23 protein-coding genes and 2 pseudogenes are annotated in these 26,246 nt (G+C 67.7%); 1 reads left to right on the top strand and 24 read right to left on the bottom strand.

Features of this window, described 5'->3' with window-relative positions; translation table 11 throughout:
* The first annotated feature begins 283 nt into the window (after nt 1-283).
* Nucleotides 284-1,120 carry an iron-sulfur protein gene (locus VGP60_RS30505; RefSeq protein ID WP_327551589.1) on the top strand — a complete coding sequence of 279 codons (837 nt, stop codon included), beginning with the start codon at nt 284-286 and terminating at the stop codon, nt 1,118-1,120.
* Nucleotides 1,121-1,140: 20 nt separating this feature from the next.
* On the opposite strand, the gene VGP60_RS30500 is transcribed toward VGP60_RS30505, so the two are convergent.
* The 24 genes and pseudogenes from VGP60_RS30500 to dacB form a co-directional block, all read right to left on the bottom strand.
* On the bottom strand, nt 1,141-1,722 hold the full coding sequence (locus VGP60_RS30500) for a TIGR03086 family metal-binding protein (protein WP_327551588.1): 582 nt from the start codon (nt 1,720-1,722) through the stop codon (nt 1,141-1,143).
* A gap of 165 nt (nt 1,723-1,887) precedes the next feature.
* A complete protein-coding gene (locus VGP60_RS30495) occupies nt 1,888-2,235 on the bottom strand; it encodes an Lsr2 family protein (protein ID WP_327551587.1) in 348 nt (115 codons plus the stop codon).
* Between the two features lie 182 nt (nt 2,236-2,417).
* Nucleotides 2,418-3,926 (bottom strand): lysine--tRNA ligase, encoded by a 1,509-nt coding sequence (lysS, locus tag VGP60_RS30490; RefSeq protein WP_327551586.1) that lies wholly within the window; start codon nt 3,924-3,926, stop codon nt 2,418-2,420.
* A gap of 282 nt (nt 3,927-4,208) precedes the next feature.
* Nucleotides 4,209-4,994: a type III pantothenate kinase gene (locus VGP60_RS30485; RefSeq protein ID WP_327551585.1), complete on the bottom strand. Its 786-nt coding sequence runs from the start codon at nt 4,992-4,994 to the stop codon at nt 4,209-4,211.
* Between the two features lie 115 nt (nt 4,995-5,109).
* Nucleotides 5,110-5,607 (bottom strand): aspartate 1-decarboxylase, encoded by a 498-nt coding sequence (panD, locus tag VGP60_RS30480; RefSeq protein ID WP_327551584.1) that lies wholly within the window; start codon nt 5,605-5,607, stop codon nt 5,110-5,112.
* A 16-nt stretch (nt 5,608-5,623) separates the two neighbouring features.
* Entirely contained in the window at nt 5,624-6,514 is an 891-nt protein-coding gene (gene panC / locus VGP60_RS30475) for a pantoate--beta-alanine ligase (RefSeq protein WP_327551583.1), read from the bottom strand.
* On the bottom strand, nt 6,511-7,413 hold the full coding sequence (locus tag VGP60_RS30470; RefSeq protein ID WP_327551582.1) for a Rossmann-like and DUF2520 domain-containing protein: 903 nt from the start codon (nt 7,411-7,413) through the stop codon (nt 6,511-6,513). The genes panC and VGP60_RS30470 overlap by 4 nt, the downstream gene beginning before the upstream one ends.
* A gap of 163 nt (nt 7,414-7,576) precedes the next feature.
* Nucleotides 7,577-8,710 (bottom strand): PrsW family intramembrane metalloprotease, encoded by a 1,134-nt coding sequence (locus VGP60_RS30465; protein ID WP_327551600.1) that lies wholly within the window; start codon nt 8,708-8,710, stop codon nt 7,577-7,579.
* A gap of 100 nt (nt 8,711-8,810) precedes the next feature.
* Nucleotides 8,811-10,478, bottom strand: coding sequence for a DUF6779 domain-containing protein (locus VGP60_RS30460; protein ID WP_327551581.1), 1,668 nt, complete (start codon nt 10,476-10,478; stop codon nt 8,811-8,813).
* Nucleotides 10,479-10,547: 69 nt separating this feature from the next.
* Nucleotides 10,548-11,009 carry a DUF3180 domain-containing protein gene (locus VGP60_RS30455; RefSeq protein WP_327551580.1) on the bottom strand — a complete coding sequence of 154 codons (462 nt, stop codon included), beginning with the start codon at nt 11,007-11,009 and terminating at the stop codon, nt 10,548-10,550.
* A 706-nt stretch (nt 11,010-11,715) separates the two neighbouring features.
* Complete coding sequence (gene folK, locus VGP60_RS30450; RefSeq protein WP_327551579.1) at nt 11,716-12,207, bottom strand: 2-amino-4-hydroxy-6-hydroxymethyldihydropteridine diphosphokinase; 492 nt, start codon at nt 12,205-12,207, stop codon at nt 11,716-11,718.
* On the bottom strand, nt 12,204-12,563 hold the full coding sequence (gene folB / locus VGP60_RS30445) for a dihydroneopterin aldolase (protein WP_327551578.1): 360 nt from the start codon (nt 12,561-12,563) through the stop codon (nt 12,204-12,206). Before folB ends, folK begins: the two co-directional genes overlap by 4 nt.
* Nucleotides 12,560-13,363, bottom strand: coding sequence for a dihydropteroate synthase (gene folP / locus VGP60_RS30440; RefSeq protein WP_327551599.1), 804 nt, complete (start codon nt 13,361-13,363; stop codon nt 12,560-12,562). The genes folB and folP overlap by 4 nt, the downstream gene beginning before the upstream one ends.
* A 35-nt stretch (nt 13,364-13,398) precedes the next feature.
* A pseudogene (folE, locus tag VGP60_RS30435) lies at nt 13,399-13,743 on the bottom strand (GTP cyclohydrolase I); the annotation flags it as partial.
* An 873-nt stretch (nt 13,744-14,616) separates the two neighbouring features.
* Nucleotides 14,617-14,910: pseudogene (locus VGP60_RS30430) on the bottom strand (GTP cyclohydrolase I); the annotation flags it as partial.
* Entirely contained in the window at nt 14,882-17,314 is a 2,433-nt protein-coding gene (gene ftsH, locus VGP60_RS30425; RefSeq protein WP_327551577.1) for an ATP-dependent zinc metalloprotease FtsH, read from the bottom strand. The gene ftsH and the pseudogene VGP60_RS30430, both read right to left, overlap by 29 nt.
* 208 nt (nt 17,315-17,522) lie before the next feature.
* Nucleotides 17,523-18,332, bottom strand: coding sequence for an ESX secretion-associated protein EspG (locus tag VGP60_RS30420; RefSeq protein ID WP_327551598.1), 810 nt, complete (start codon nt 18,330-18,332; stop codon nt 17,523-17,525).
* Nucleotides 18,333-18,527: 195 nt separating this feature from the next.
* Nucleotides 18,528-19,328 (bottom strand): ESX secretion-associated protein EspG, encoded by an 801-nt coding sequence (locus VGP60_RS30415; RefSeq protein WP_327551576.1) that lies wholly within the window; start codon nt 19,326-19,328, stop codon nt 18,528-18,530.
* Nucleotides 19,329-19,369: 41 nt separating this feature from the next.
* Entirely contained in the window at nt 19,370-20,752 is a 1,383-nt protein-coding gene (locus tag VGP60_RS30410) for a hypothetical protein (RefSeq protein ID WP_327551575.1), read from the bottom strand.
* Nucleotides 20,753-20,775: 23 nt separating this feature from the next.
* On the bottom strand, nt 20,776-21,141 hold the full coding sequence (locus VGP60_RS30405; RefSeq protein WP_327551574.1) for a hypothetical protein: 366 nt from the start codon (nt 21,139-21,141) through the stop codon (nt 20,776-20,778).
* Nucleotides 21,142-21,290: 149 nt separating this feature from the next.
* Nucleotides 21,291-21,848, bottom strand: coding sequence for a hypoxanthine phosphoribosyltransferase (gene hpt, locus VGP60_RS30400; protein WP_327551573.1), 558 nt, complete (start codon nt 21,846-21,848; stop codon nt 21,291-21,293).
* A 3-nt stretch (nt 21,849-21,851) separates the two neighbouring features.
* Nucleotides 21,852-22,865, bottom strand: coding sequence for a tRNA lysidine(34) synthetase TilS (tilS, locus tag VGP60_RS30395; RefSeq protein ID WP_327551572.1), 1,014 nt, complete (start codon nt 22,863-22,865; stop codon nt 21,852-21,854).
* A 142-nt stretch (nt 22,866-23,007) separates the two neighbouring features.
* Entirely contained in the window at nt 23,008-24,030 is a 1,023-nt protein-coding gene (locus VGP60_RS30390) for a zinc-dependent metalloprotease (protein ID WP_327551597.1), read from the bottom strand.
* Nucleotides 24,031-24,083: 53 nt separating this feature from the next.
* The gene (dacB, locus tag VGP60_RS30385; protein ID WP_327551571.1) at nt 24,084-26,195 is read right to left on the bottom strand and encodes a D-alanyl-D-alanine carboxypeptidase/D-alanyl-D-alanine endopeptidase; all 2,112 of its coding nucleotides are present in this window, start codon (nt 26,193-26,195) and stop codon (nt 24,084-24,086) included.
* Nucleotides 26,196-26,246 lie beyond the last annotated feature (51 nt).

Genomic DNA, 26,246 nt, shown 5'->3' with positions numbered 1-26,246 from the left:
GTAGCCAAGTGGTCGCACTGGCGTACCACTACGGCTGTTTGCGGCCCGATCGCTCCACGCCCACTCTTTTGGCGGGCGCTGCCTCATCATCCGGTTGACCTGTACCTATACGTCAAGCCCAACGCGCCAAACCGGCCCCGGATTCCGCCGGATGCGCGTTGTCCGCTCACCGCGAACAGGGCACATTTCCGGAAAAACCACCGTTCGAGGATCCCGGGTGGCGAGTTCGGGAGTTTTCTGTAAGGTAAGGCAGTCCTAACACTAACCCGGACGGGAGGCCGCCTTGCCCGATCAGCGGTCCGTCCGGCCTGCGCGCCAGGTCCCGGAAGACAGCCTCGCCGCGTCGCTGAACCGGCTCGAGGACCTCCAGGACCGCCGGGAACTGCGCCTCGACCTGCCGTCGGGCGAAAACTGGCAGCGCTGCTCGGACCTGCTGGACGACCCGGCGCGCTTCGAGATCTGGGGCAAATCGCTCAGCGAGTGGCTGATCGCGGAGTACGGCGAGGCGCCGAGGCGCACGGCGTTCGGCTACATCATGTCCTGGTACCTGCACGTGCCCGCCTACATCGGCGGCCTGCTCTTTCACCACGAACGCCGCGTGCCATCGCTGCGGCCCGAGGAACTGGCGTTCCGGCTCTCCGGCGACAGGCCGCACCCCGAGGGCCTCGCCGTCCTCGGCGACGACTTCTATTGCCTGCCGACCGACCCGGGCTCCGGGCTGCCCCAGGCCACCGTCGTCGCCGACGAGCGCGCACTCGCCGCCGTCCTGCGCGCCAGGTACATCGCGCACGCCGCGCGGTTCGTCCGGGCTTACGGGCCGATCAGCAAACTCGGCAGGCGGATGCTCTGGGCCGCCGCGACCGACGCCCTCGACAACTCGTTGTGGTCCGCCGGTCTGCAGGGCGAGACAAAGGAAGCCGAAGGCTCCGGTGTCGCCGACGCGGCCATGGTGCTCGAATCCCGTTTCCCGCCACTGACTTCGGCGTCCACTTTGCGCGTAACGACCGATTCCGCCGGACACCGGGAATGGACCCGCCGCCGCGAAAGCTGCTGCTTCTCCTACCTGCTGACGGCCGAGTCCGAATGCGACGCCTGCCCGCGTACCTGCCCCAAACCCTGACGCTCACCCCTCGAAGCCGCTCAGGGCGTCCAGGCGGGATCGCGGCCGGTGAGGCCCAGCAGTCGCGCCAAGGGCGGCGCGGAGGCGGGAACGGGCACTTCAGCGCCGAAGATGGCCATCTGACGCCCTTGGTCGGCCATTCCGGCCATCGCCGCATAGGCGCCGGCCGCGACCTCGTCGTCACAGGTCCAGGGCCGTCCGGTCGCCTTGGCCAGGTCCCAGGCGTGCACCACGAACTCGCCGAGCACCATTTCACCGATCATCGACGCCGGCAGCTCACCGCCGCCCATCTTCGTCATGCCGTCCCATGCCCCGGGAAGACCCAGCGCGTCGACCAGGCCATCCACCTGCTCCTCCAAAGCCGCTGCCCAGGCTCCGGTGGTGAGATCGACTTCGGACTCCCCACGCGTCTCGGTGGGCACGGGAGCTTTACGCGCCGCGGCCTCGAGCCAGGGGCCCCAGAACAGCAGGTGATTCACCAGTCCGCGAACGTCGTATTCGGCACACGGGGTCGGCGCGGTCATCTGGCCTTCGCCGACCGATGCCGCCAGTTGCTTGAACTCGCGCGCGGCCGGGGTCAGCAAGGGATAGAAGTCATTCATACGTCTATTCGGCCCTACCGGCGCCACGCGGTCTTGAAGAAAAGCGACAGAACGACCCGGACGCGAAGACGCGGGTACGAAGAAGGCCGCCGGGAGAATTCCCGGCGGCCTCTTCAGCTGTCCCAAAGGACGCGGCCCCAAAAGGCGGAGCTTCGCCCGGCCTGGTCAGTTCTTCTTGTGGTAGGCCTCGACGACCTCGGACGGGATACGTCCACGGTCGGAAACCTGGAAGCCGTTCTTGCGGGCCCAGGCGCGAATGGCCTGGTTCTGCTCGCGGTCGACGGTCGCCGGACGGGCGGCCACCTTCGCGGTGGGGCGAACGGCGGCACGCTTACGGCCACCCGCACGGCGGGCGTGTTCGACATACTGGGCAAGCGCGTCGCGCAATTCCTCAGCATTGTCGGTCGAGAGATCGATCTGGTAGCTCACACCGTCCAAACCGAACTCGACAGTCTCTTCGGCCTCGGTGCCATCAAGATCGTCGACAAGTGAGACGAGCACCTTCTGTGCCATCAGTTTCCTCCTGCTGGGACCTGCTGCGAATACTCCGCTGGATCTGGGACATGTGGCGGATCTGGGTACGGGGCATGGCCCCGGACAGAAGCTATTGCCTACGACATTAATACCCTCTACCCCACGATTACGCAAATCTTGTTTCAGGATAGTCGCCGGAAGCGAACTGTCACCGCCGGGGGTTATTCGGGCCGAACCAGCGGGAAGAGGATCGTGTCACGGATTCCGAGCCCGGTCAGCGCCATCAGCAACCTGTCCATACCCATTCCGACTCCACCACTTGGTGGCATTCCGTACTCGAGCGCACGCAGAAAATCTTCATCCAGCGGCATCGCTTCACTATCACCGGTGGCACCCAGTCGGGCCTGCTCGACGAGTCGCTGCCGTTCCACCACCGGGTCCACCAACTCCGAGTAGCCGGTGGCCAGTTCGAATCCGCGAACGTAGAGATCCCACTTCTCCGCGATCCCGGCTTCGCTGCGGTGCTGCCTGGTCAGCGGCGATGTTTCGAGCGGAAAATCACGCACAAATGTCGGTTCGTGGAGGTGGTCTCCCACCAGGTGTTCCCACAGTTCCTCGACCAGTTTGCCGTGCCCTAACTTGGGATCGAGCTCGATGCCCTTCGCTTCCGCGAAAGAAAGCAACTTCGCGGCCGGCGTCTCGGGCGTCACCTCTTCCCCGAGGGCATCGGACAACGACGGATACATCCGTAGTGTCGTCCATTCGCCCGAAAGGTCGTACTCACTACCGTCCGCTAGCGTGACGACCTGAGTACCCAGAGCGGCGTCCGCGGCTTCCTGGATCAGTTCCCTGGTGGTCACCGCGACGGAGTCATAAGTGCCGTAGGCCTGGTAGTACTCGAGCATCGCGAACTCGGGCGAGTGCGAAGAGTCGCTTCCCTCGTTCCGGAAGTTTCGATTTATCTCGAAGACCTTCTCGATCCCGCCGACGACACAGCGCTTCAGGTACAGCTCTGGCGCGATGCGAAGGAACAGATCAAGGTCGAACGCGTTGGAATGAGTGACGAAAGGCCTGGCAGCGGCGCCGCCGTGCAGCGTCTGCAACATCGGCGTCTCGACCTCGGTGAAGCCGCGGCGATGAAATGAGTCACGCAGCGACCGCATCACGCCGGCCCTGGTACGCACCACATCACGCGCCTTCGGGCGGAGGATGAGGTCGACATAACGCTGCCTGATTCGCGTTTCCTCGGCCAGTTCTTTGTGGGCCACCGGCAACGGGCGCAGCGCTTTCGAGGTGAGCCGCCAGCCATCGGCCATGACGGAGAGTTCACCGCGCTTCGAGGTGATCACTTCACCGTGCACGAATACGTGGTCGCCGAGATCGACGTCCGCTTTCCAGGCCGACAACGCGTCCTGCCCGACTCCGGCCAGGCTGATCATCGCCTGCAACTCGGTGCCGTCTCCCTCACGGAGACTTGCAAAACACAGCTTGCCGGTATTGCGCATAAACATGACCCGGCCGGTCACGCCGACGATCTCACCGGTCGCGACATCGACCGGGAGATCCGAATGGGCGGCACGCACCTCGGCCAGACTGTGGGTTCGCGGGACCTCGACCGGGTAAGGATCGATACCCTCGGCGATTATCCGGTCGCGCTTGTCACGGCGCACCCGCATCTGTTCGGGCAGGTCGTCATCAGTCGCGGGTTCGGATGCGGGGATTTCGGTCATGGGTATAGCGTACGAACCCACAGTCCGACGACGTCAACCGGATTACCTCACACGGCCGGACAACCCGGGCTTTCGGGGTGTTTCCGGCGTTGAACACGATTCAGCGACCGTTGTGTTCGGATTCCGCTGCCCGATAGGGCGTTGGACACCGTTAATTTCGTCATACGGAACACCCGGCCACGGAAACATCTGCTGACCGGGCCGTCATCGATGGCTCGCATTCGGTCCAACGCGCTTTTGCCCGGGCCGGCCGAGTGGGGTTCTTACCCCGTTTAACCCCACTCAGCGCACGTTGCGTTCGTACACCAGCCTCAGTCCCAGCAACGTCAGTTCCGGCACGTGCTCGGTGATGGTCTCGGATTCACCCAGTACCAGTGGAGCGAGTCCGCCGGTCGCCAAAACCGCGACCCGCTCACCGTGCCCCGGCGCCAATTCCTTCACGATCCGCTTCACCAAGCCGTCCACCTGGCCCGCGAAGCCGTACAGAATGCCGGACTGGAGACATTCCACGGTGTTCTTGCCGATCACCGAACGCGGCGGCACCAATTCGACCTTGCGCAACGCCGCCGCGCGGGCCGCGAGCGCGTCCACGGAGATCTCGATACCCGGAGCGAAAGCCCCGCCGAGGAACTCGCCCTTCGCGGAAATGGCGTCGACGTTGGTCGAGGTGCCGAAGTCGACCACCACACAGGCCGTTTTGTGCAGGTGGTGCGCGGCCAGGGTGTTGACCAGCCTGTCCGCCCCGACCTCTTTGGGATTGTCGACGAGCAGTGGCACGCCGGTCTTCACGCCGGGCTCGATGACGATCTTGGGCAGCCCGGGGTAGTACCGGGACAGCAGGACACGCAGCTCGCGAAGCACCGCGGGCACCGTCGAGAGCGCGCTGATCCCGGTGACCTCGTCGGCATGGGCGCCGAGGAACCCGCGCATGGTCAGCGCGAGCTCGTCGGCGGTCATCCTGGCGTCGGTCCGCATCCGCCAGTCGCCGACGAGCTTCGCGGTGTCACCTTGCCCGGCGTACAGGCCAAGCACGATGTTCGTATTGCCTACATCGATGGTTAATAACATTGCAGTGGCACGCAGTGCCTCCGTTGAGGGTGGTGGTGGGAGACGGGTGGGCATTGCAGTGGCACGCAGTGCCTCCGTTGAGGGTGGTGGTGGGAGACGGGTGGGGAACGCCCTTTCAACCCTCGGCTGACAGCAGGGCGTCCAGGCGCGCGGCGTCGACCGTCTCGGCCACCGGGAAGGTCGCCGTGTCGTCGTCCATCGGGAGCGTCACCGTGCCGCTGAGCAGCCCGGAACCCTCCGGCGCGTGCCCGGCGTCGGTGCTCTGCTGGACGATGTGGTTCTTGGCGTCGACGAACACGATCCGCGGCTCGTAGGCGGCGGCCTCGACGGAATCCATCTGCCCATAGGAGATCAGGATCACCAGATCACCGGGGTGCACCAGGTGGGCGGCGGCGCCGTTGATGCCGAGCACCCCGCTGCCGCGTTCCCCCTTGATGACGTAGGTCTCGAGCCGGGCGCCGTTAGTGATGTCCACAATGGACACCTGCTCACCTGGCAGCAGGTCGGCCGCCTCCATGAGCTCCTCGTCCACCGTCACCGAGCCGACGTAGTGCAGATCTGCCTGGGTCACGGTGACGCGGTGGATCTTCGATTTCAGCATCGTGCGGAACATTGATGGTCTCTCCCCTTCATCCCAGGCCGTCATTGACGGCCCAGCCGAGCTGCACCGGCACGTTGTCGATCAGCCGGGTGCTCCCCACCCGGGCGGCGATCAGCAGACGTGCCTCCCCATCGACGGGCGCGGGCCCGAGATCGGTTCCCCTCAACTCCAGATAATCGACTTCGACCGCCGGCCGCGCGGCGAGCGTTTCGCGGGCGGCCCGGAGAACCGCCTCGGCACCGTCCCGGCCGAAGTACGCACCGGCGGTGAGCGCGGCGGAAAGCGCGACGGCGTCTTCCCGCTCCTGCTCGGACAAATAGACGTTGCGCGAAGACAACGCGAGACCGTCCCGCTCGCGCACTGTCGGCACCCCGACGATCTTGGTGTCGATGTTCAAATCGCGCACCATCTTTTTGATGAGCACCAACTGCTGGTAATCCTTTTCCCCGAAGAACGCGTAATCCGGCCGCACGATGTTGAGCAGCTTCGCGACCACGGTCAGCACGCCGGCGAAATGCCCCGGCCGCACCGTTCCTTCGAGTTCGTCGCCGAGCGGACCGGGGTGCACCGTCACCGCGGCGCCTTCGGCGTAGAGGTCACTGGCCTTCGGGGTGAACGCCAATTCGACGCCCGCTTCGGACAGCTTCGCCAGGTCGTCGTCCAGCGGACGCGGATAGGCGTCGAAATCCTCGCCTTCCCCGAACTGCAACGGGTTCACGAAAATAGAAGCCGCGACGACGATGTTCGGCAGCCGCTTCGCGCGGCGCAGGAGTTCCAGGTGGCCCGCGTGCAACGCGCCCATGGTCGGCACGAGCGCGACCTTGCGTCCCACTGTGCGCAGCGCGCCGGTGACCCGGTGGATATCGTCCGGCGGCTGGAAAGTGTTCAGCGTATGGCGGGTGAATTTCGGGCTGGTCATGAGGAGTCTTGTCCTTCGGCGTGCTCGTCGAGAAGTTCGGAGAGGTCTTTGGCGGCATCCGGCGGGAGCAACCCGGCGCCGGACGCCCTGGCGACCGTGCGTTTGGCCAGTGCGGCATAGGCGGGCGCGACCTCAGGTGCGCGCTCCGCCAGTACCGCGAGGTGCGCGCGGACCGTTCCGGCATCGCCCCTGGCGACCGGTCCGGTCAGCGCACGATCGCCGTGCCTGAGCACATTATCCAATGCCGCCGAAAGCAGTGGCGCGATGAGTCGTTCCGGCTGCCCGATACCGGCGTCACGCAGTAACTCGGTGCAATCGGCGACCAGTGTCATCAGGTGATTCGCGCCGTGCGTCAGCGCCGCGTGATAAAGCGCACGGGCCGATTCGGGGATCCGCACCGGCTCCGCGCCCATTTCGACGGCGAGCGCTTCGCCCACGTTCCAGGCGACCTCGTCGCCGTCGGTGGCCGTGACGCCGATGCTGCACGTCGCGATGCGTTCGAGGTCCTCGGAGCGCCCGGTGAAGGTCATCACGGGATGCAGCGCGAGCGGCAGCGCGCCGACGTCGGCGGCGGGCCTCAGCGTCGCGATCCCGTGCGCGCCAGAGGTATGGACGACGATCTGGCCGGGCCGCAGCGAATCGGTGGCCACCAGCCCGCGGATCATGCCGGTGAGCGAGTCGTCCGGCAGCGCCAGCAGGACGAGATCCGCCTTGCGGACGACCTCGTCGGGCGGCAGCAGCGGAACTCCCGGCAGCAACTGGTCCGCCCGCCGGATCGACGCCGCGGACAGGCCGGACGCGCCGACGACGGTATGCCCGGCTCGCGCCAGAGCAGCTCCCAGAACGCTGCCCACGCGGCCGGCGGACACCACGCCCACGGCTAGCCGGGCGGGCCTCATCGCGTACTCCTGTGCACGCACATGCCTCAAGACTCCCTCACTCGTTCCAGTCCCGCTGAGTCAGGCCGGGTACCAGACGACGGCGCGAGACTAGCTCTCGAACACGCCGAGGGCGGTGTCGAGGTGATGAGCTTCACCCGTCTCGGGTCACCCGGGCGGCGGTTTACCCGTTCGTTTTTGGTGAATCCGTTCGCCGTGTTTCAGTGCCTTCCGCAAGCCTCACCGCTTCGGCACGGGAGGTCTGCAGCGACATGAGCAGTTCGTCCTGACGCTGCTTCGCCTCGTCGTTGTCGACGGGACGGCGTCGCAGGAACGCCAGCTCGGTCACGTTCGCCTGGTAGCGGCCGACGGCCTTCGCGGCGGGCCGCCCGGACTGCTTGCGCGCCTGCCGCCGCCACAACCGGCGTCCCGACAGGCTCGCGAGCAGCTCGACCTCGGATGGCGCGATCCAGCGGGCCTTGGCCATCTGCGGCAACGCGGCCGCGACGACCCGCTGCTCCCGGCGCCGCTGCATGACGACCACCGAGAAGACGCCGATGAACATCGGCACCATGATCAGGAAGTAGACGTTGAGGAAGGTTTTCGCGCCACCGAGCACCGCGGCGCCGTTCCACAACGCGTGCAGGCACACCGCCGCGAGATAACCACCTAGCGGCGCCAGCCAGCGCAGTTGTTTGTTGGTGGTGCCGGCGGCGAACCCGATGCCGATTCCGGTCAGCACGGCGAACAGCGGATGCGTGAACGGCGAAAGCACGCCCCGCAGCACGAACGCGGCGAGCACGCCGGGGCTGCTGCCGTCGCCGAAACCGGCCTCCGCGAACGCGCGGCCGAAGTAGAAGACGTTCTCGATGAAGGCGAAACCGGCCGCGCTGAGCCCGGCGTAGACGATTCCGTCCACGATCCCGTCGAACTCGTGGTTGCGGCGCCAGAACACGATCAGCACGAAAGCGCCCTTGGCCGCTTCCTCGATCAGCGGCGCGGAGACCAGCGCCGCGACCTTGCTGCCCTGACCGCTACCGAGCAGCAGATCGCCGACGGACTCGGCGGTGCTGTTGATCAGCAACGCGGTGACCGTGGCGATGCAGGCGCCCCAGACGAACGCCAGCAGCAGCATCTTCGCGGGCTCCGGCTCCCACCGGTCGATCCACAGGAAGGCCGCGACGACGACGCCGACCGGCAGCAACGCGGCGACCACGCCGATCACCACGGCCAACACGCCGACCGTCTCGGTCGCCAGTGCGAACAGGAGCAGGCCGCAGAGCGCGACCACGATCAAGCCGATCACCGGCAGTAACACGGTGATCGCACGCGATCTGGGCCGATGCTGGATACCTTCGGAAGCAGAGCCGGACGAGTCGGCGATTCCCCTCACGAGCGGTCACCCTACGCAAACGGGATCAGTCTTCCGCGCGGCGCCTACGTCGTGGCGTGGAATCGGCGGCACCGTGTGCGGCGAGCAGTTCGTTCACCGACCTTCCGGCAGCGTGCGAACCGGCTTCCGCAGGATCGGGGTCGGCGAAACGGCTGCCGCGACGGCTGGGCGGACCGGTTTCGGCGGCAGGCTTGGAGTGGCTGCCGTTCGTCGCGGAACTACCGTTCGTCGAATGACGCGAACCGTTCACCGGTTCGGCCTCGCCGCCCCCTTTCCAAACCGGCGGCTCGCCGTCAGGACGCCGGCGACGGCCTCCCGAGACGGGCTCCGGCGCGGGCGCGGGGGCAGGAGCGGGCGCGGCCTTCGGCGGCAAAGCGAAGGACGCGCTGTCTTCGCGGCGACGACGTCCACCACCGCTGCTCTGCTCGGCAGGCGTCTCCCGGACCGCGGCGGGCTTCTTCTCGGTGGGGATCCGGTGCGAGCCGCCACGGCGGACTGGCTCTTCCGGTTCCTTCGGAGCGGGCTTGGCAGCGGGCTTCGGCACGGGCTGGATGCCCGACCGGCTCCGCGGGAACGCGGCGGCGAGGTTGGTCGCCGACCGTTCGCTGGCGCTTTCCTTCCAGGCGGGCTTCCGCCAGTCCCCGTCCTTCTTGGCGACGGGCTGACGCTCACCCGAGGTGCGCTCGGCCGAACTGGGCTTCGAAGCCGGAGCCGCGACGCGGGTCTGCTCCATCGAGGCTCGGGTGTAGTCGGGAAGGTCCTGCTGGCGCTGACGGCGTTCGATCGGCGCCATCGTGGGACGGCTCGCCTCCGACGGCTGCTGGACAGGCTTCGGCGGCGCGGCCTTCGCCTGCGCGATGGGCTGCGGTTTGAGCGGCTGCGACCGCTGCGACTGCGGCGGGCGCTGCTGAAGCGGCTTCTCGACCGGCTGCTGCTGCCGGCGCGTGGCCTCGGCCCGCAGCTCGGCGGCGGCCTTCGCGGCCCGCGCCGCGGCGACACTGGCACCGTCACCCGCGGAAGCCCGACGAAGCGGCTCCTCCTGCTTGGGCCTCGCGGACGGCGTCGGCGCGGGGGTGCGGCGGCGCTCCGGAGCGGCCTTGACCGGCTCGATCACACGCTCGATGAGCTCGGTGGGGCGCTCGGCGATGTCCACCGTCTTCTTACCGGGGAGCAGCTGGGCCGGGGTGGACTTGCCGTTGCTCTCGGAGGACGACGTCACGAGCCTGTCGTCCTTGATCGACCGCATCCGGGTGGCCTGCGCTGTCAGCGCGACGTGCTCGTACAGCACTTCGCCACCGAACAGGGACTGCAGGCTTTCACGCAGTGCGACCACTTCGGCACGCAACGCGTCGAGTTCGGTGCGGGAATCGGTGTCGGCGACCTTGCGGGCGTCGGCCTCGATCTCGAGTTCGAACTCGCGCCGGGCGGCGACCTCCCGCTCCAGTTCCAGCTCGTAAACGGCCTGGGCCTCGGCGACCTCGTCCTCGCTGTGCGCGGCGTGCTTGCGGTATTTCACCGCCAGGAACGCACCGATCAGGGCAGCCCAGAGGGCCGCGATGATGCCTAGGCGCAGAAAACGGAGGTCGGTGCTGAGTACCAACGCCAGAGTTGCGCCGACGGCGAGTGTTATGCCGACGACGAGCCACGGCCGTCCCAATTGGCGGCCGCGCGAGTCGTCACCCACGCCAGTCATGTCCAACACCGTACCTTCTAGTAATCCGAACGAGACCTAGTCGGTACTTCGAGCGGCGCCTTTTTCGCGTTAACCGGTCGATTCGTCCGAGCGGTCTTGATCATGCCGCTGCGGCGCGCGACAGCAATGCTCCAGCCAAAGCCCCGCCGCGATGAGTGCGGCGGCGGAGAACGCGCCGATCACCGCGCTCCGCAAATCATGTGCCGCAGCCGTCAGTTCTGCCCGCCGCGGCAGCAGGTACAACCCGATCCCGAGCCACCCGCCGAACATCACGGCCCCAGCCAGCGAAGACGCCTTCGCGAGCGCAACCGTGCGCGCCACCGCTATGGCGTTCACCACTCTTCGCTCTCGAATCTTGCCGCGGACCGAGTACGCCTGAACGACTTCCGCGAGCGCCAGCACCAATAGCGTCGCGCCGACGAATAGCGGCAATTGGGGGAATGACCCATACGCCATTTGGAATAACGCATAGAACAGCGCCAGGCCGATCACCCCGGCTACGGCGAGCTCACGGGGCCGGGTGAAATGCATACCCCCAGGCTACCGCCCCACCATTTTCTCACCCTAAGTAGCCGTCCGCACACCTAAACCAATAGCGCCAGCGAGAACCGGATGCAGCACTTCGCCCCGCTCGCCAATGCCCGAAGCCCACCCCAAGCCTCACGTACACACGTCACCACGAGCCTCTGACTTCAGAGCAGCGGTGACCCAGCCACGGCAACCAGGTGGCCAACCACAAACCCGGTCAACTTGAGCGCAAAACATGCACCCGCCAAGTCTCGAGCTACCGCAGCAATCCCGTTGGGCGGCAGGCGAACAAACCACCACGCGCGCCCTCTTTTGGCCGAAGGCCCACGGTTTCGCGGCGGCAGGGCGCCTACAACGACACGCGACTTGCGCACCTGGTCACGCCCTGGCGACGCGAAACCGTCAGCGCGCAGGGCCGCCGAAAACACAATGATGCCGCGCCAGCCTCAGGACTGGCATCGGACAGGCTCGGGTGAGTACGGCAAGCCATGGGCACCTCAGCCGGGACGAACCAAGGCGAGCGCGGCAAACCACACGAACTTCCCCCAGAACGCTCGCCCAAAGCACGAGGCTCGCCACCGTGCCCCCTGGGATTCCCCAATGCGGCGTTGGGGGCACTCAACGCCCCCAACGCCGCTTTGGGGGAATGACTACGACGGCGCGGCGGGTACCCCGCGCGCGACGGGTCTTTCCCCTGCGGCACAAAGGGTTACAGGGCGAGGTCTGGGCGAAGGTGGACTCCGGCCCGGTCCGGCTCCGGCAGTCGGGCCAGTAGCTCAGCGGCGGAACCCAGGTCCAGGACATAGGCGGCCGGGTCGATTTCCAGCCAAGGGATCAGGACGGTGGCCCGGTCCGCGGTACCGGGATGGGGCAGCAGCAACTCCGGCTCAACAGAGCGGACGTCGTCGACAGTCACCACATCGACGTCCAAGGTCCGAGGGCCCCACCTGAGTTCGCGTACCCGTCCGGCTTTGTCCTCAAGGGACTGTCCCAGGCGCAGCCAATCCCAGTGGGTCCGGCCGGGATCGTCCACAATGCACACGGCGTTGAGGAAGTCGGGCTGGTCTTCGACGCCCCAGGCCTTGGTCTCGTAGACGCTCGACACCGAGACCAGGACTTCGCCCACGCCGTCGACAGCCATGCGCAGGAATGCCAATCGGTCGCCCAAGTTGGAGCCGAGTGAAAGGACCGCGCGGGTCATCGGGCGCGGTGGACGGTCACCGCGACATCGTCGAAGGTCAGCGGGATCGGTGCCGAGGGCTTGTGGACGGTCACCTCGACGGCGGTCAGTCGTTCGTCCCGGAGGACCTCGTCGGCGATCTTCCCGGCGACCGCCTCGATGAGGTCGTACGGTTCCCCGGCGACGATGTCGGCGGCCAGCTGGGCGAGTTCGCCGTAGTGCAGCGTCTGCTTCAAGTCGTCCGAGGCGGCAGCACCGGCAAGATCCAGCCACACGACGATGTCGACGACGAACTCTTGACCGTCTCGCTTTTCGTGGTCGAAAACGCCGTGCCGGCCGAAGACCCGCAGGCCGGTCAGCGTGATCCGGTCGCTCATCGGTTGCCTCCCAGCGCCCAGGCCGAAGCCACCATCACCGCGTCCAGCGACGCGCCGACTTCGTGTACGCGGACTCCCCAGGCGCCCGCGGCGGCGGCCAGCGCGGAAATCGCCGCGGTGGCGTCTTCGCGTCCGGCGGCCGGGCGGGGCGTGCCGTCCACATCGGACAGCAGCCGGCCAAGAAATCGTTTGCGTGAGGCGCCGACGAGCACAGGGAAACCCAGTCGCACCAACGAATCCAGGCCGTGCAGCAGGGCCCAGTCGTGTTCGGCGTCTTTCGCGAAGCCCAGGCCGGGGTCCAAGACGATCGCGCTTTCCGCTACTCCGGCGGCCAGCGCGGCGTCGACGCGCTCAGTCAACTCGGCGACGACTTCGGCGACCACGTCTTCGTAGGTGGCCAGTGCGTTCATGTCCTTGCTGTGCCCGCGCCAGTGCATCAGCACCCAGGGCACCCCTGACTCCGCGGCCACCCGGGCCATGTCCGGATCGGCCAGCCCGCCGGAGACGTCGTTGATCACCGCGGCGCCGGCTTCCAATGCGGCGGCCGCGACGGAGGCGCGGGTGGTGTCGACGGACAGGCGGACGCCGTCGGCCGCGAGTTCCTTGATCACCGGCAGAATCCGGCCGGTCTCCGCCTGGGCGTCCACTCTGGACGCACCGGGGCGGGTCGACTCACCGCCGACGTCGATGATGTCGGCGCCCCGCGCCCACATCTCGCGCGCGTGCGCCAGTGCCGCGTCGGCGTTCAGATAGCGGCCACCGTCCGAAAAGGAATCCGGGGTGACGTTGAGTACGCCCATCACCGCGCAACGACCGGGTGAGCCGAGCCCGTGTTTCACCGGCGCCCCTTGATGAGGTCCAGCGCCTCCGACCGCGACGAGGCGGAAGTCTGCAACGACCCGCGCACCGCGGAAGTGATCGTGCGGGCGCCGGGCTTGCGAATGCCCCGCATCGCCATGCACAGATGTTCGGCCTCGACCACCACGATCGCCCCGCGCGGATCGAGCTTGCGCATGAGCGCGTCGGCGATCTGGGAAGTCAGGCGTTCTTGGACCTGCGGACGTTTGGCGTACAGGTCGACGAGCCGGGCGAGCTTGGAAAGGCCGGTGACCTTGCCGCCGCTGTTGGGGATGTAGCCGACGTGCGCGACACCGTGGAACGCCACGAGGTGGTGTTCACAGTTATGCGTCAGATGCCCACCGATCAGGAAGGTGGGGTGGGGGTCGCATTTGAAGCTGTACACGGTGTGCGGCTTGGCCCCGATCGCCGCCAGCGGCTTGACCGACAGCACCTCGACGTACTCCGACTCGATCAGCTCTGTCGCGTAGTCGTCCTGCGGGAACCCGTGCCTCCGGTACCAGCTGTCGGCGACCCACAGGTGCGACGCCTTGCCGGTCTTCGGCGTGAACCGCGCGCCGGCATCCCCGCTGGTCGACCGCCAGCCGTCACCGTCGATATAGCCTTCGAGAAATCCGTTGAACGTCTCGCTGTCGTTCAGCACGACCATCGGGAACCGCTGGCGCTGGAGATATCCGTCGCCGCCGACGTACGGACGCATCAAGTCGGCGAGGTAGGAAGAGACCACCCGCACCCGAAAACCGGCCTCGACGGGTTCGATTTCCGCTTCGATGCCGAAAGCGCCGTAAAGAGCCTCAGCGTACTTCTTCGCGAAGTCACGCTCGTTGACCACAAGCGATACGTGCCGGTCGCTGACCGTGCCATCGGCGCAGGTGGCGCCCACGACATAGCCGAAGTCACGGCCCAAAGCGGGCTGCCAACGCTTGCGGCACAACTGACGAGCGTGGGTCCACTCGATAAAGGTGCCCTCGACGTCCTTGGCTTCCATCCAGCCCTTGGGCGTGGCGAGGGGATGATCAGGGGTCACCTGGAAACTGCCGACCGACGTGGTCACCTCGACGAGGTCCCGCGTCTCGTGTGAGCTGATACCCACGACGTTGGTCTCTTCGACGTTGCCACCTGCCAGCGTCCACAGTTTGTCGCCGACTTCGACGTCCCGCGCGGCTTTACCTCCGCCGACGGCGTCGACCGTCTGATGGCTCGGCACACAGGTCGAGTACATCGGGATGTCGGTGACCAGGACGAGTTCTTCGTGGGCTTCGTCGAAGGTCTTGTCGAGCACCGAATCCGGCTCGATGTACAGCCCGGCGAACATCTCGCGATACGCCCGGGCGACCCGGGCAGGGGTCTCCTTGAGACCACTGCGATCCGGGTCCTCACCACAGGCGATCAACAGTTCGCGGACGGCCTTCTCAGCCCTGTCCTGATCGAAGACCGGCCGGTCGAAATCGGCCGGTCCACTACCGTTCCTGCTGGTCGTCTCTTCCATCCGACTCACGACGGTGCTGCCCCTCGGTCGAGCCCTGGTCTTGACCACCGGCCGGACCCGCGAAGCCACCGGGCTCGTTCGCACGGTCGTTCGCCGGCCGCCAAGGCTGGCCGGGAGTCGTCGGCGAGGTCGCCGGCGTCCATCCCGGAGGTGCACCGTAGTTCGGCGGGCCGGACTGCCCACCGGCGGACGGACCACCCTGGTAGCCACCGGCCGGGCCGGAAGGCTGCTGCCCACCGTAAGCCTGGGGCCATTGACCGGTGCCGTTCGGGCCACCGTTGGGGCGTCCGCCGTTCGGGTAGGAGCCCGGTGTGGGCGGCGCGTACGGGTTCGCTGTCGGGTCCGGAGCCGAGTACGGCGGGCCACCGGGCAGGTCGCCGCCACCAGGAACAGTCGCCACCGGGGTCGGTGCCGGCTGCAACAGCGGCTGCGGAGCGGGCGGGGGCCACGGCTCGCCGCGTTCGATCGCCAGCTCGCCGGGGGTCTTGATCGGCGGCTTGTCGGACGGCGTCCGCTCACCGAACTCGTTGAACACGGTGATGTGCGGGCGCTTTTCGACCGTCGCGAAGATCCGCTCGAGGTCCTTGCGGGTCAGCGTCTCCTTCTGGAGGAGTTCGATGACCAGCTCGTCGAGCACGTCCCGGTAGGTGTTCAGGACGTGCCACGCCTCGGTGTGCGCGGTCTCGATGAGCTTGCGGACCTCTTCGTCGATCTCGTGCGCGACCTCGTGCGAGTAGTCGGCCTGACGACCGGCCGAACGACCCAGGAACGGGTCGCCCTGCTCCTGGCCGTACTTGACCGCGCCGAGCTTGGCGCTCATGCCGTACTCGGTGACCATCGCGCGGGCGATCTTCGTGGCCTGCTCGATGTCGCTGGAGGCACCGGTGGTGGGCTCGTGGAACACGAGCTCCTCGGCCGTGCGCCCGCCCATGGCGAACACCAGCCTGCCGAGCATCTCCGAACGGGTCATCAGCTCTTTGTCGTCCTCGGGGACGAGCAGAGCGTGCCCGCCGGTGCGTCCACGCGGCAGGATCGTGAGCTTGTAGACCGGCTCGATATCCGGCATCGCCCACGCAGCGAGCGCGTGCCCGCCCTCGTGGTACGCCGTGATCTTCCTCTCCTTCTCGGAGATGATCCGGCCCTTCCGCGCGGGTCCACCGACGACTCGGTCGACGGCTTCTTCCAGCGCGGCGTCGGTGATCACGTGCCCGTTCTGGCGAGCGGTGAGCAGCGCGCCCTCGTTGATCACGTTCGCGAGGTCGGCGCCGGACATGCCGACCGTCCGCTTCGCGAGCGCGTCGAGGTCGGTGCCCTGCGCGATCGGCTTGCCCTTGGAGTGGACGGCCAGGATCGCGCGACGCCCGCGCATGTCGGGTGCCGAAACCGGGATCTGCCGGTCGAACCGGCCGGGACGCAGCAATGCCGGGTCCAGGATGTCCGGACGGTTCGTGGCCGCGATGAGGATGACCCCGCCGCGGGCGTCGAACCCGTCCATCTCGACCAGCAGCTGGTTCAGCGTCTGCTCGCGCTCGTCGTGCCCGCCGCCGAGGCCGGCGCCACGCTGGCGGCCGACCGCGTCGATCTCGTCGACGAAGATGATGCAGGGCGAGTTCTGCTTGGCCTGTTCGAACAGGTCACGCACTCGCGAAGCACCGACACCGACGAACATCTCGACGAAGTCCGAACCGGAGATCGTGTAGAACGGCACACCCGCTTCACCCGCGACAGCACGCGCGAGCAGCGTCTTACCGGTACCGGGCGGACCGTAGAGCAGGACGCCCTTCGGGATCTTCGCGCCCAGCGCCTGGTACCGCGCGGGGTTCTGCAGGAAGTCCTTGATCTCGTACAGCTCTTCGACGGCCTCGTCCGCGCCGGCGACATCGCCGAACGTGGTCTTCGGCATGTCCTTGTTGAGCTGCTTGGCCTTCGACTTGCCGAAGTTCATGACCCGGTTGCCGCCGCCCTGGGCGTTGTTCATCATCCACATGAGGAGGACGAGCACCAGTACGAGCGGGATCATGTAGATCAGGATCGTCTGCAGGAACGACTGCTGACTGACCGTGGTGCTGAACTTGACCGGGGCGTTGTTGGCAGCCGCGTTCTTGGCGTCGATCAGCGACTTGTAGATCGTGTCGGTCGCACCCGAGGGGTACGGCGAGATGACCTGGTCGACCTGCTGGCCGTCCACGGTGATCTTGTTGTTCAGCAGGAGTTTGAGCTGCTGCTCTTTGTCCTCGAGGGTCACTTCTTTGACGTTGCCCGAGGTGAGCTGCTGCGTCGCCTGCGAAATGGGTACTTGCGTATATCCACGATTACTGTCGAACAGCGAGCTGAACGCCAGATAGAGCAGCAGAGCTACAGCTATCCACAGCAGTGGGTTTTTGAGAAGGCGCTTCCGGTCCATACGACTCGGCCCTGGTGGCCTCGACCCTCCCTGTTTGGGCGGTAGATGTGATATCCGCCGTCACGATCTTGACAACTCGCCGGTGCACTCGACACCCGTGCCCACCAGGGTACCGTCCAGACAAAATCGGCACCTGTGTGAGCCTCTCGCAGGTCAACGGTAGCTGGCCTGACAAGGTTCCCGAGAGGGATAAATGCGCCTCGAACAGCTAACGAACGCCGTCGGAGACGCTCGACACCATCTCCCCGAGCCTCGTCCGCAGGGTTTTGGGGTCCGCGGGTGAGATCGTCACCCATTCCCGGTTGTCCGTGCCCGCCCGCGACAGGCTCAGGTAGCGCCCTGTCGCGGTGTCGAACCAGGCCAGCACCCGGGAGCGCTGCTTGCCGCCGAGGTTGTTCCTGCTGTTCGCGGCCAGTTGACCACCGCGGAGCCTCGGTTGACCGGACAACTTGCCGTACGCCTCGCGAGGGTCGGTCGCCCGCTCACTCAGTGAGCTACGAACCTTCGGCTGACGCTTCGCCTTGGCCGCGTCCGGGTCGATTTCCGACACGCCTGCCGCCGCTACCGGCACTCGGATCGGCGCGGTGTGCAGGGCTTCGTCCAGCGGGAGCGTGATGGACGCCTCACTGCCGCGACGCCCGGCGGGCAGCAGGTCGACCACCGTGGAGACCAGCGCGTCGGCCAAGACCGGGCGGATCCAGATGCCGCCGGAGTCCTGGATCGCGACGACGCCCTTGGTGCCGTCCGCGGCCGCCAGGATGGCGATGGGCGGCTTCTGGAAGTCCGGGATGTGCAGCGCGTCGACCGACAGCATGGGCCTGGCGAGCAGGCTCAGCCAATCCTCGACATGCGGCTCGAGCCGGCCCTGACGATCCCGGATGCCCCGAGCCTGCAGCTCCGCGTGCGCGCGCTGACGCAGCATGCGGCGCTCCTCCTCGGTCGCGCCATGGGAACGCACCTGCAGCGGGTAAGGCAGCTCGCCGATCCGCATCGCTTCCCAGAGGAAGTCGAACGACATCGGCGAAAAGAACTCCTGCGGACCCACTTGTCACCCTCCAGATTCGAACTCTGGCTCAGCGTAGCGCTTGGGTCCGACAGCCGGCAGCAGGTTCGGAGTCCCGGTGGCATGAACGGACCTTTCATCTCGATTCTCGAGATGAAAGGTCCGTTCATGCCACTTTTTGGAGACGGGGACTGGCCAGACGGGACAGCGTTAGAGGACGCCCGCGTTGGTGCTGGACGCGGTCGCGAGCATCTCGCCGAGCCGGTGCCGGAGGGTGGCCGGGTCGGCGGGGGCGATGGTGATCCAGTCGCGGCCGTCGTGGCCCCTGGTCGCCTGCGTGAAGTAGCGGCCTGTCTCGGTGTCGAACCAGCTCAGTACGGGCGAGCGCGAGCGGCTGCCCATCCTGTTCTTGGCGTTGGCGCCGATCTGGCCGCCGCGCAGGCGCGGCTGGGCGTGCAGCCTGGCGAGGGCCTTGCGGTCCTCGTCCGTGCTGGCGCGCCCGTCACTGCCGGCCGGGCCGCGGCGCTGCAGGAAGTCCACGCCCGAGCCCGTCAAGAGCTGCTCGAGCGGGACCGTGACGGACTTCTCCGTGCCACGCGCCACCGCCGGGAGCAGCGAGATGATCGCGCTGGCGAGACCGTCCGGTGCGATCGGCTGCAGGTGCAGCCCCACGGTGTCTTGGACGGCCAGCAATGCCTGACCGTCGAGGGTCGCGGCCACCGCGAGCAGCGGTTCGGCGTTCGGCGCGCTGATCTGCACCGTGTCCAGGCTGAGGTCCGGCCCGGCGAGCATCTCGAAGTAGTCGTCGAGATGCGGCTCGGGACGCCCGGAGACGTCCACGAGCCCACGCTGCTTCAACGTGCCCAGCGTCTGCCGCCGCAGCAGCGACCGCTCGTCCATGGTCGTGCCGTGCGAACGGACACGCAGGGGATACGGCAACTCCCCCTGCTGCCTGGAGGACTCCCAGAGGAAGTCGAGTTCCAGCGGAGTGAGCAGCTCGGCGGCCGCCATCTAGTCCCCCAAGCTCAGCTTTTGGAAGGTCAGGGCGTGTCTTAGCGCTCGTCTTCCGACCAGGCACCGATCACCGGAGGCGGGGTCGCCTCGTTGGCGCCGAAGGTCTCGTCCGGGTCCGGGTCGATGAGGAACGAAGCGTGCGTGTGCTCCTCGTCCTCCTGCTGCTGCGCACCGCCGCCGCCCATTCCGCCCATGCCACTCATCGGCGGCGGGGTCGGGCTGCCACCGATGGTTCCACCGGCAGAGACGAGACCCTGCTGCGGACCGGCGACCGAAGCCGCGCTCTGACCGGAGCCTTCGTTCGCGGCGGCGGCCGTCGAGTCGTCCGACTTGCCACCACTGCGGTTGCCTTGGCCGAGGCTGCGGGCACCGCCGAGGCCACCGAGCCCCGCGGCACCGAGTCCGGCGAGGCCGAGTGCCTGGCCGACATGGCTGCCACCGCCACCTGACGGCGGAACCGGCGGCACTGCGCCCGTGCCCGAAGTCGCGCCGGCGGCGGGGACACCAGCCGCACCGGGTGCGGCCGCGCCCACACCGGGAACGCCGCCCTCGGGCGTCGCGCCGGGAGTGAAGCCCGCCTGCGTGAAGTGGCCACTGTCCGGGCCAAGACCCGCACCGGCGTACCCGGCCGCGTGTTGCACACCATCCGCGCCCTGGCCGTAGAAAGTGCCTGCCGGACCGCCAAGGCCGACGGTGCCGACACCGTGGCTGCCGCCGATGTTGCCGACATTGCCGAAGCTCCCGGGACCACCGCTGCCGGTGATCGGCTTCATGCCGAGGGATTCGGGACCGAAGCTCGGGGTGGAGCCGTCGACGTCCGACATCGCCTTGGTGTAGGCGTTGAAGAAGGCGACCTGCTGGGCCTTCACGTCGGCCGCGGCGTCGGCCTGCACCTTCTGGTCGGCGATCATCGCGGCCGGGCCACCGGCCAGTGCCGCTGTCATCGCGCTCGCCGGGTCGTAGTTCTTGGGTGCCGGCATCTTCTTGACCTCGGCGGCGGCAGCGGCCTGCTGCGCCAGCCTCTTGGCCATGGTCTGCGCGGCCTCGGAGGCCTGCGAACCCGAGTTGGCGATGCCGACGAGCGCGCCCTGAGCGGCCGCCGCGCCCTGCCCGACCCAGACGTTGCCCAGTTCGGAGATGGCGGTGTACAGCTCGTTGGAGACTTGGAGGAGCTCGTCACCGTGCCCGGACCACGCGTGGCCGGTGGCCTCCGCGGTGCCGGGGTCGTTGTTCTGGGTCGCGCCGAGGTAGAGCTGGTCGCTCTCCTGGTTGTTCCAGTTCGGCGTCGAGACGATCGCGCGGTCGCCGCCCATTTCGAAACCGTCGGAGCGGCCGCGGGCCTGCTCGACGATCTCCGAAGTGGCCGAGCTTTCACCGAGCGGGACCGACGATCCGTTTTCGCTGCTGTGCCTGGGTGCCATGATGGAAAGTTCCCCCTCTTAGCTCAAGCCCGCCTGAACGGGTCGGCGCTGGCCTGATCGATCTCGTCGTACTTCGCCATGGCCGTGACGATCCCCTGCTCGGCCTGCTCGTACTGGGTATAGAGGTTCTGCAACGCCGAAGCGTAGGAATCGCCGCCGCCATCGGCCCGCTGCACGAACTTCGCCGCGATGGCCTGGCCGACGGGGTTGGCGCCGAGTTTGGGTGGCTGGGCAAGGGCGCCGGCGCCCGCGAGCAGCGCCTCGACCGAATCCTTGCCGGTGCGGATCTTCTTCAGGACGGCCTGAGCCGCGTCCGGATCGATCCCCACCTGACCGGCGACCGCCGCGTTCTTGAACGCGTTCGCGTCCGCCAAGCTGCTGTTGCCCATCTCGACTCTCTCCTGTCCCCCGGCCGCGTCGGCTACGCGAGTTTTGCCTTCGCATAGGTTAACGCAAGCGAAGTCAACCTATGACGCGATCGGGCAGCTTCGGTTCCCGAATTTTCGCTGAACTCTTCGGATGACCGCAAGAAGCTTCCCTACGACGTGTACACCTTCGGCTCCAGTGTGCCGATGTAAGGCAGGTCACGGTAGCGCTCGGCGTAGTCCAGTCCGTAACCGACCACGAATTCGTTCGGGATGTCGAAACCGATGTATTTGACCGGTACGTCCACTTTTGTCGCTTCCGGCTTACGCAGGAGGGAAACGACCTCGAGCGATGCCGGGTTGCGGCTGGCGAGGTTCTTCAGCAGCCAGGAAAGCGTCAGGCCGGAGTCGACGATGTCCTCGACGATCAGCACGTCCCGCCCGGCGATGTCCCGGTCGAGGTCCTTGAGGATGCGCACCACGCCCGAGGACGAAGTCGCGGAGCCGTAGGACGAGACGGCCATGAACTCCAGCTGGGTCGGCAGCGGCAGGGCCCTGGCGAAGTCGGTCATGAACATGACCGCGCCCTTGAGCACGCCGATCAGGAGCAGGTCGCCGGTGGCACCGGCCCCTGGCGCGTAGTCGGCCGCCACCTGCGCGGCCAGTTCGGTGATCTTGTCGTTGATCTGCTGCTCGGTGACGAGCACGGAGGCGATCTCGCCTTCGTACACAGTTCAGTCCCCTCTGGTGGTGGAGCCGGGAAAACCATGGTCGGGTGAAATCAGGGAGAGCCTGCCATGCGCGCGCTTGGCCTCCAACTTGCCGGGGAGCCAGACCCCGCCCTGTCCGTGCCAGCTATGGACAAGCGCGTCGACGGCCCGTAGGTGACCGTCGCTGAGGTCGCGGACCCCGTTGTCAGTCAGCCACCTGCGAAACGTCCGGCGCCGGACGGCTGCGGGCGCCGCTGCGAGCGTCGTCACATCGAGCTGATCCGCCCTTTCGGGCACTCGCGAACGGGCCAGTAGTTCATCCGCGAGTGTGTCCAACGCCTCGGTGTCTTCCCGCAGTTGCGCGGCTGTCCGGGCAAGCGCGCCGGCAACTCCGCCCGAAAGGACATCTTCGAGCAGCGGCAGGACTTCGGCGCGCAGCCGGACTCTCGTGAACCGCGGGTCGGCGTTGTGCGGGTCTTGCCACGGCCGGACGTCGAGCGCCGTGCAGGCGGCTTGCGTGATCGACCGCGGCACGGCGAGCAGCGGCCGTCCCCACGGCGGGTCGAGCGCGCGCATCCCGGCCATCGACCGTGCCCCGGAGCCGCGGCCGAGGCCGAGCAGCACGGTTTCGGCCTGGTCGTCGAGGGTGTGCCCGAGCAGCACCAGTGCGGGATCGACGCTGAGCAAAGCGCCGTAGCGGGCACGCCTCGCCGCCGCTTCCGGGCCGCCCGAGCCACTCACTTCGACCGTGAGCACCTCCGCACTGTCCGCGCCGAGGCTCAGCGCGGCTTTCGCGGCCGTTTCGGCGACTTCGGCGGAACCGGCCTGCAGGCGGTGGTCAACGACGAGCGCGCGGACCCTGAGCCCTCGATGACGGCCGGCGTACGCCGTCGCTTCGGCCAGCGCGAGTGAATCCGCGCCACCCGAAACCGCGACGCACACTTCGCCGCCTTCGAGATGAGAAGCGGCTTCGCCGTCGAGGAACTCCCGCACGGCAAGCCGGACACGCGCGACCGCGGGATGCGGACGCGAGCTCACTTATGCACCTGTGTTCTCTGAGGTCGGACGCCTTCACCGCCGAATGCGTAGCCAGGCCTCCACTTTTCCACTGGTCGAGTCATCGTGTAGTCGGCCCACCTCCGCATTCGCGGGCCCTTCGGGCATGCAGGCACGTCACCGATCATTTATGCACCCGGCGGACCCAACTAGCCGGATCCGAGATCTCACTCTTGGTCGGCAAAGTGTTGGGAGAGGTCCAGACTGCGTTGAACCCCGCCATCCCGACGGTGTCGATCACGTGCCGGGTGAACGCGGCGCCCTCGGCGTACTGCCGCATCTTCGCTTCGACGCCGAGCAGACTGCGCAGCAGCCTGTCGAACACGCCACCGCCCTTGCGGCGCTGCGTGAACTTCGCGCGGATCTCGTCGACACTGGGCACCACGGCCGGGCCGACGGCGTCCATCACGTAGTCCGCGTGACCTTCGAGCAACGTCGACAACGCGAGCAGTTTGTGCAGGACTTCGCGCTGCTGCGGCGTTTGCAGCAGCTCGGCGATCCCGAGCGACTTCGCCTTGCGAGCTTCCTTGAGCGTGTCCGGCAGACGGCCGAAGATGTCGGCGAGTCCCTCGGCGTCGGTGCTCGCGAGGCCGCCGATGAGGCGCTCGACCTCGTCGGCGAAGTAGTCGCGGAGCCAGTTCACCGCGGTGAACTGCAGCCGGTGCGTGCATTCGTGCAGGCAGACCCACATGCGGAAATCGGTGCCGTCGACCTTCATGGCCTTCTCCGCGGCGACGACGTTCGGCGCGACGAGCAGCAACTGGCCCGTTCGCTCCGGCCCGCCGAACGGGTCGTACTGCCCGAGCACCCGCGAAGCGAGGAACGACAGGACCACGCCGGTCTGCACCCCGGCGCTCCCGGCGAGCAGCGGCCCGAGCGGACCGCCCTGGACGCGCGGCAAAGCCTTACTGGTCAACGCATCCATCCCGGCGGCGGCCGAGCGCACCCAGCCGGGTCTGTCGACGACCGCGCCCGGCAGCAACGGCAACCCGGCCCCGAGGCCGGTCAGTTCACGGACATGGCCCTCGGCGTCCTTGGTCAGCTCGCGCAATTCCGTGACGGCTCGCTCGGCCTCGTCAAACGGCACCGACGGCCCGCCCTTGACCAGGAACGCGCCCGTCGACGCCGCCAGCGACCAGTCGACCAGCGACCTCGGCTGAACCTCGGTTTCCTCGCTCACACCGTTGACGCTACCTGCATTCACCGGCATCCACAGCCACGCAAAGCGGCCGCTACCGCGTCGAGACCGGCCCGGCTCGCGTCGACGTTGGGGCCGGTCGACATCAGCGCGAACACGAGCACCCGGCCGTCGGTGTCCATCACGACTCCGGCGAGGGTGTCCGTGGCCGTCAAACTTCCGGTCTTCGCGCGGACCCAGCCCTTGCCGCCGGCCGACGCGCCATTGCGGTAGCGGTCGGCCAACGTGCCACTGCCACCGGCGACGGGCAGCCCGCCGAGCAGCGGCCTGAGCTTCGCCGTCCGCGGGTCCTTGCCGTCCGGGCCGGCCGCGACGGCGAGGATCTGACTGAGCAGTTTCGCCGGGATCTTGTTCAGCCCGGACAGCCCGCTGCCGTCGTTGAGCTGGACGCCGGTGAGGTCGAAACCGTTCTTGGCCAACACATCCTTCGTCGCCTGCGCGGCACCGGCGAACGACGGCTCGGCACCGGTCGAGATCGCGGTCTGGCGGGCGACGGCGTCGGCGAGCGCGTTGTCGGAGATCTGGAGCAGGTTGTTCACCAACTCGGTCAGCGGCGCGGATTTCACCTCGCCGAGGACTTTCGCCTCCTTGGGCGCGGTGGCCAATCCTGCGTAGGCAGCGCCGCCGCCGAGGCGTGCGGCGAGCTGCTGCGCGGCCGCCGTCGCCGGGTTCGCGACGCGCTGTGCGTGGTCGTCGGCGGGATTGCTGCGGCCGCCGTCGAGCATCACCGGCACCATCGTCGCGGCGTACGTCGACGGTGCGTCGGACGCGTCCCAGCCCTGAGCCGTCGGCGGCCCGGCGTACCCGTTGACGTCGAGCTGGACCTTGGTGACGGCGCCCCCGCCGGCTTTCTTCACCTGGGCGACGAGGTCGTCGAGACGCGCGGAACCGCTGTAGACCGACTCCTTGCCCGCGGGCAAGGAGTTCAGCGTCGGGTCGCCACCGCCGACCAGGATGACGGTGCCGGGCTGCGCGCCCTGGACGACCCTGGTCGAGAGCTGGTAGCCGTCGTCGATGGTCAGCAGCGCCGCCGCGACCGTCAGCAGCTTGGTGTTCGACGCCGGGGTCATGACCTGGCCGGAGTTGCGGTCCCAGAGCACGGTGCCGGTTTCCGCGTCGATCACGCTGCCGGTGAGCTTGGTGAACGCGGAGTTGGCCGCCGGCCCGGTGAGGACTTTGGCCACCTCGCCCGCGGTCGGGACGGGCGCGGTCGCCTCCGGGGCGTGCATGGCGAGCGAGACGGCCACGGGCTGCGGCGCGTCGCCCTTCGGTTTGTTCGGCGCCCACGGCAGTTCCAGCCGGTTCGACACCTGCGGCAACGCGGCGGCGACCCCGAGCGCGGCGACGAGCAGGACGGCGAACGCGCCGATCAGGATGCCGCGTTTCTTGCGCTTGGGCTTCCCCGGCGGAGGCGGGGCCGCGGCCTTCGGCGGCTCCGGGGGCTCGGCGGTGTCGGCCGGTTCGGGGTCGGGCAGCCTGGCGTCCTCGAACGGCCTCAGCGGCTGCTGTGGTCGCTCGATACCCGTGGTCGCCTCGGCGGGATGCTGTTCGCCGGACGGTTCGATGCGCATCGGGACCGCGTGCGGGGCGACCGGGACCTGCGGCAACCGGCGGAGCGGCTGCCGCCGGGACGGCGGCTGCTGCTCGTGCTGATCCTGATAGGGATCGAACGGCTGATCTTGGCGTTCCTGATATTGGTCCTGACGCTGCTGCTCTTGGCGGCGCTGCTCCTGCCGGGCCTGTTCCTGGCGGGCTTGCTCTTGCCTGGCCTGCTCCTGGCGCGCTTGCTCTTGGCGGGCCGGGTCCGGGCGCTGTGGTTCCGGGCGCTGCTGCTGTTGCTGCTGAGGGGAGCGCTGCTGAGGTGGTTGCCGCGGCGGCGGTGTCTTGGGCTCGGCGGGCTGGAACCAGGAGGTCTTCTGCTCCGGTTCCGGCTCCGGCCGGGTGATCTTGGGCACCGCGAGGTACTGCGTCGCGCTCTCGCCGTTGACCGGTCGCGGCGCCTGCGGAACCGGCAGCTGTGCCGTCGCTCCGCCGTCGCCACCCTGCTCAGGTGGCGTCCCGGCCGTCGAGTCCTCGTCCGATGAAGGCCACATCGGCTGATCCTTGTCCGGCACGCACCCCTCCTGTTGCCCACCCCATAAGGGGTCAAACTCACACACCGTGTA

The organism is Amycolatopsis sp. (assembly GCF_036008905.1).
In the GTDB taxonomy this organism is placed as follows: Bacteria; Actinomycetota; Actinomycetes; order Mycobacteriales; family Pseudonocardiaceae; genus Amycolatopsis.
This window is presented reverse-complemented; position numbering and strand designations above follow the sequence as displayed.

Bases quoted from the DNA above. Each gene is read 5' to 3' on its own strand.
- VGP60_RS30500 (WP_327551588.1), bottom strand. From the start codon at position 1,722: ATGAATGACTTCTATCCCTTGCTGACCCCGGCCGCGCGCGAGTTCAAG.
- VGP60_RS30495 (WP_327551587.1), bottom strand. From the start codon at position 2,235: ATGGCACAGAAGGTGCTCGTCTCACTTGTCGACGATCTTGATGGCACC.
- lysS (WP_327551586.1), bottom strand. From the start codon at position 3,926: ATGACCGAAATCCCCGCATCCGAACCCGCGACTGATGACGACCTGCCC.
- VGP60_RS30485 (WP_327551585.1), bottom strand. From the start codon at position 4,994: ATGTTATTAACCATCGATGTAGGCAATACGAACATCGTGCTTGGCCTG.
- panD (WP_327551584.1), bottom strand. From the start codon at position 5,607: ATGTTCCGCACGATGCTGAAATCGAAGATCCACCGCGTCACCGTGACC.
- panC (WP_327551583.1), bottom strand. From the start codon at position 6,514: ATGACCAGCCCGAAATTCACCCGCCATACGCTGAACACTTTCCAGCCG.
- VGP60_RS30470 (WP_327551582.1), bottom strand. From the start codon at position 7,413: ATGAGGCCCGCCCGGCTAGCCGTGGGCGTGGTGTCCGCCGGCCGCGTG.
- VGP60_RS30460 (WP_327551581.1), bottom strand. From the start codon at position 10,478: ATGACTGGCGTGGGTGACGACTCGCGCGGCCGCCAATTGGGACGGCCG.
- VGP60_RS30455 (WP_327551580.1), bottom strand. From the start codon at position 11,009: ATGCATTTCACCCGGCCCCGTGAGCTCGCCGTAGCCGGGGTGATCGGC.
- folK (WP_327551579.1), bottom strand. From the start codon at position 12,207: ATGACCCGCGCGGTCCTTTCACTCGGCTCCAACTTGGGCGACCGATTG.
- folB (WP_327551578.1), bottom strand. From the start codon at position 12,563: ATGAGCGACCGGATCACGCTGACCGGCCTGCGGGTCTTCGGCCGGCAC.
- folP (WP_327551599.1), bottom strand. From the start codon at position 13,363: ATGGGCGTACTCAACGTCACCCCGGATTCCTTTTCGGACGGTGGCCGC.
- ftsH (WP_327551577.1), bottom strand. From the start codon at position 17,314: ATGGACCGGAAGCGCCTTCTCAAAAACCCACTGCTGTGGATAGCTGTA.
- VGP60_RS30420 (WP_327551598.1), bottom strand. From the start codon at position 18,332: ATGTCGTTCGACTTCCTCTGGGAAGCGATGCGGATCGGCGAGCTGCCT.
- VGP60_RS30415 (WP_327551576.1), bottom strand. From the start codon at position 19,328: ATGGCGGCCGCCGAGCTGCTCACTCCGCTGGAACTCGACTTCCTCTGG.
- VGP60_RS30410 (WP_327551575.1), bottom strand. From the start codon at position 20,752: ATGGCACCCAGGCACAGCAGCGAAAACGGATCGTCGGTCCCGCTCGGT.
- VGP60_RS30405 (WP_327551574.1), bottom strand. From the start codon at position 21,141: ATGGGCAACAGCAGCTTGGCGGACGCGAACGCGTTCAAGAACGCGGCG.